A 3,887-nucleotide genomic window follows, 5' to 3' on the forward strand; every position below is an offset into this window, starting at 1 on the left:
TGAAGGGCAGCATGGCGAACGGGTCGCGGCGACCACGGCCTGCTGGCCGGCGGCGGCGGCAGTCGGTCTCGGAGCCCATGGTGGCGGTCCATGTAGACGGCCTTCCGTCCAGTTGCGGGCCTCGGTCACCAGCGGCACGGTGGTGGAGCGGCGGCCGCCGAAGATGAACCGGCGTCCGATCTTCACGCCCTTGGGGTCCACGCCCGCCGCCTGCAGCGCCACCAGCGTGTGGAAGTGCGTGGTCGAGACGAACGGCAGGCCGATCTTCTTGCCCTTCAAGTCCGCCAGCTGCTTCACGCCCGAGCCGTTGCGGGCCACCAGGGCCTCGGCCTCGTGGATGTCGTCCAGGATCCAGAACACTTCGATGGGTACGCCCTGCGACAGCGCCGAGGCGAACGGCGAAGACCCCGCCTCGCCGATGTGGATCGCACCGGAGGCCAGTGCGCGCACCACCTCGGCCCCGCTGCCCAGCTTGCGGTAGGTGACTTGGTAGCCCGTGCGCTTTTCGACCTCCCGGGTCTCCTGCGCATAGCGCCACGGCACGACCATGTCCTGGTAGCCGATCACCACCTCCTTCTTGCCCTGCGCCCCGGCCGCCGCGCAGAACAAGGTGGCGCCCAGCAGGACGGAAAGGCCGCGCACGGCGGCCCTGCGGGTGGCGGAGAACGGGGAATGCATGGGGGGTTCCTTGAAGCAAAAGAGAGGGGCGCCCGCAACGGGCAGCCCTGGGGCGCAGGGTGCGCGGGCCGGGCCGTCGATGGGCCCTTGCACAAAATTCTAGGAACCGGCCCCCGCACCGCATGCGCCCGTTTCGCGCATCGATATCCGGAAAACGCATCAGCGCGCTGCAGCACGCCTGCGGCGCGCGGGGGCGCCACCGCCGCTAGCACAGTCGGCAAATCCTTGGGGTCGCCAGTGCACTGCAGCCTTCGGGAAATGGCGGTAAGTTCGTGTCCCTGGCTTGGAACGGGCCCGGCCCCGTGCCACCCCGGAGCCCAGGCCCCGTTTTTTCCCTGTCCCTCCAAAGAAAGCACCCTTGTCATGACGACTCTCTTCGATCCGGTCCAGGCCGGCGATCTGCACCTGGCCAACCGCATTGCCATGGCGCCGCTCACGCGCAACCGCTCGCCTGAGGCCATCCCGAAGGACATCACGGCCACCTACTACGCCCAGCGCGCCACCGCCGGCCTGCTCATCACCGAAGCCACCGCCATCAGCCACCAGGGTCAGGGCTATGCCGACGTGCCGGGCCTGTACGGCACCGAGCAACTCGATGGCTGGAAGCGCGTGACCGAGACCGTGCACGCACGCGGCGGCAAGATCGTGACCCAGCTGTGGCACGTGGGCCGCATCTCGCACAACGACCTGCAGCCGGACGGCGGCAAGCCCGTGGCCCCATCGGCCATCACCGCCAAGTCCAAGACCTACCTGGTGGACCGCGCGACCGGCAAGGGCCAGTTCGTGCCCACGTCCGAGCCCCGCGCGCTCGATGCGGGCGAGCTGCCCGGCATCGTGCACGACTACGCCGCCGCCGCGCGCAACGCGGTCGAGACGGCGGGCTTCGACGGCGTGGAGATCCACGGGGCCAACGGCTACCTGCTGGACCAGTTCCTCAAGACCGGCGCCAACCAGCGCACGGACGACTACGGCGGCAGCATCGAAAACCGCGCCCGCCTGCTGCTGGAGGCCACGCGCGCCGCGGTCGATGCCATCGGCGGCGGCAAGGTGGGCATCCGCCTGTCGCCTGTGACGCCGGCCAACGATATTGCCGATGCCGATCCGCAGCCCCTGTTCGACTACGTGATCCGCCAGCTCGCACCGCTGGGCCTGGCCTACATCCACGTGATCGAAGGCGCCACCGGCGGCCCGCGCGAAGTGGAAGGCCGCCCCTTCGACTACGCCGCGCTCAAGGCCGCCTACCGCACGGCCGGCGGCAAGGGCGCGTGGATGGTGAACAACGCCTACGACGGCGCCCTCGCCACCCAGGCAGTGGCAAGCGGCGATGCCGACATCGTCGCCTTCGGCAAGCCCTTCATCTCCAACCCGGACCTGGTCGAGCGCCTGCGCCAGAACGCGCCGCTCAACGCGTGGGACCAAAGCACGTTCTACGGCGGCGGCGAGAAGGGCTACACCGACTACCCCACGCTGGCGGAAAAGGCCGCCTGACGCGCGCCGCAGCGTAAAGTGCCCGCTGGCACGGCCCGCCACGGCTCCGAAGGCCCGGCGGGCTTTTTTTCGTCCCCCTTTTTTTCACGGCACCTTCCCCATGGTCACCTGCTACCTGCGCTACGTCATCGACCCCCACCAGCTCGCCGAATTCGAGCACTACGGCAAGCTCTGGATCCCGCTGGTGGAGAAATTCGGCGGCCAGCACCACGGCTATTTCCTGCCGTCCGAAGGCGCGAACAACATCGCGCTGGCGCTGTTCACCTTTCCCTCGCTGGCGGCGTACGAGACCTACCGCGCGCAGTCGATGCAGGACCCGGAATGCCTCGCCGCCTTCCGCTACGCGCAGGAAACGCGCTGCATCCTGAGCTACGAGCGCAGCTTCTTCCGGCCCGTCTTCGAATGATGGGTGCGAAGCTTGATATTTAGTTACGTCATCTTGCAATTTTGAAGACTGCGTGCATCCAAACCTATTTATATTTCGTTCCGCTTGACAGAATTCCAACGCATTCGAAGGAAGGTTTTCCATGTCCAACGCCGTTCCCAAGGGCGACGCTGCTGAAAAATCGCAGGATGAACTCAGGGCGATGATCGAATCGTTCTTCCGGTTCGCTAATGTCCAATTGAACTGGGACGGCACCGTCAACGACGGCGTGGCCCTGGTTTTCCACCAGATGCTGTTGGCAACCGCCAAATGTTCCAACGCGATGTCTTTCGTTCCCCGCCCCGCAGGAGGGCCCCCTTCCGTGCTATGGCTTGCCACCCAATTGGCAGCCATGGGCTACCGGAACATCGAGAACAAATTCAACTTGGCTTGTGCCAGAAAAGCCATTGGCAATTTCCGCTCCCCTTTTGAAATGGCATCCATGGGCATCGCGGCCCTGATGTTCATGCCATGCGCCTGAAGCCGCTTCTTTTCTGCGCACTGCTGCATGCATCGCTGGCCGGCCCCGCCTTCGCCAGCGAGAAGGGCATGCTGGAAGACCGCGATTGGCCACCCTACCAGCGTTGCTCCGGATGCGTGGCCTTGCAGTACGGGTGGCTGGAACTGAAAGTTGCCCAGCATCTGGTGGGCAAGTTCTTCGTACCGCCGGCGGGCGACCCTTTCATCGCTTTCGCGCCCACTGAAAATGGCTTGCTTGACGGCCCCCTAATTCAACTGAAGGAGTTCACCAAACTGCAAGAGCTTTACCAGAAGCTCGGCGTGCTGGAAAAGCATGGCATCCAGACACCGCTGGCGTTCTACGAATTGCTGGGGCAGGCCAATTTGGGCGATCCCGTGATCGACCGGGCCCGCAAGGTCGAGGGCGTTGCGAATTCAGTGCGCTACGAGAAGTTTTCCAAGGGCCCCATCACCGTCATCCGCATCCAGGACATAGAGCCCAGCCGGGATCTTCTGTACATCTTCACCCCCGATCCCGAGCACTACTACATGGTGTCCGGGCGCTTGTCGCCCGCGCTGTTTAGGCAACTGATGTCGCATCTGAAAGTGGTCAAGTTTCCCTGATCCGTAGGGGTGGAGGCTGCGCGCATCCCGGCACAGCCGCTGCACTCACCAAAATCGCGCGAGGAACTCAAAGCCATGATCGAATCGTTCTTCCGGTTCGCCAATGTTCAATTGAACTGGAGCGGCACCATGAAAGACGGCGTGGCTCTCGTGTTCCACCAGATGCTGTTGGAAACCGCCAAATGTTCCAACGCGATGTCTTTCGTTCCCCGCC

General features: G+C 64.7%; 5 protein-coding genes. 4 read left to right on the forward strand and 1 reads right to left on the reverse strand.

Features of this window, described 5'->3' with window-relative positions; genetic code table 11:
• A partial coding sequence (locus AC27KI_RS20350) for a taurine ABC transporter substrate-binding protein (RefSeq protein ID WP_487115523.1) occupies positions 1-678 on the reverse strand: 678 nt, incomplete at its 3' end.
• A 363-nt stretch (positions 679-1,041) separates the two neighbouring features.
• On the opposite strand from AC27KI_RS20350, the gene AC27KI_RS20355 reads away from it, so the two are divergent.
• The 4 genes from AC27KI_RS20355 (at position 1,042) to AC27KI_RS20370 (ending at position 3,673) form a co-directional block, all read left to right on the forward strand.
• Positions 1,042-2,166: an alkene reductase gene (locus AC27KI_RS20355; RefSeq protein WP_487115525.1), complete on the forward strand. Its 1,125-nt coding sequence runs from the start codon at positions 1,042-1,044 to the stop codon at positions 2,164-2,166.
• A 100-nt stretch (positions 2,167-2,266) separates the two neighbouring features.
• On the forward strand, positions 2,267-2,572 hold the full coding sequence (locus AC27KI_RS20360; protein ID WP_272566289.1) for an NIPSNAP family protein: 306 nt from the start codon (positions 2,267-2,269) through the stop codon (positions 2,570-2,572).
• Positions 2,573-2,693: 121 nt separating this feature from the next.
• Positions 2,694-3,071 carry a hypothetical protein gene (locus AC27KI_RS20365; protein WP_284430490.1) on the forward strand — a complete coding sequence of 126 codons (378 nt, stop codon included), beginning with the start codon at positions 2,694-2,696 and terminating at the stop codon, positions 3,069-3,071.
• A 68-nt stretch (positions 3,072-3,139) separates the two neighbouring features.
• Complete coding sequence (locus AC27KI_RS20370; protein ID WP_487091261.1) at positions 3,140-3,673, forward strand: hypothetical protein; 534 nt, start codon at positions 3,140-3,142, stop codon at positions 3,671-3,673.
• Positions 3,674-3,887: the final 214 nt, after the last annotated feature.

It is taken from the genome of Acidovorax sp. KPB24-03, assembly GCF_057546605.1.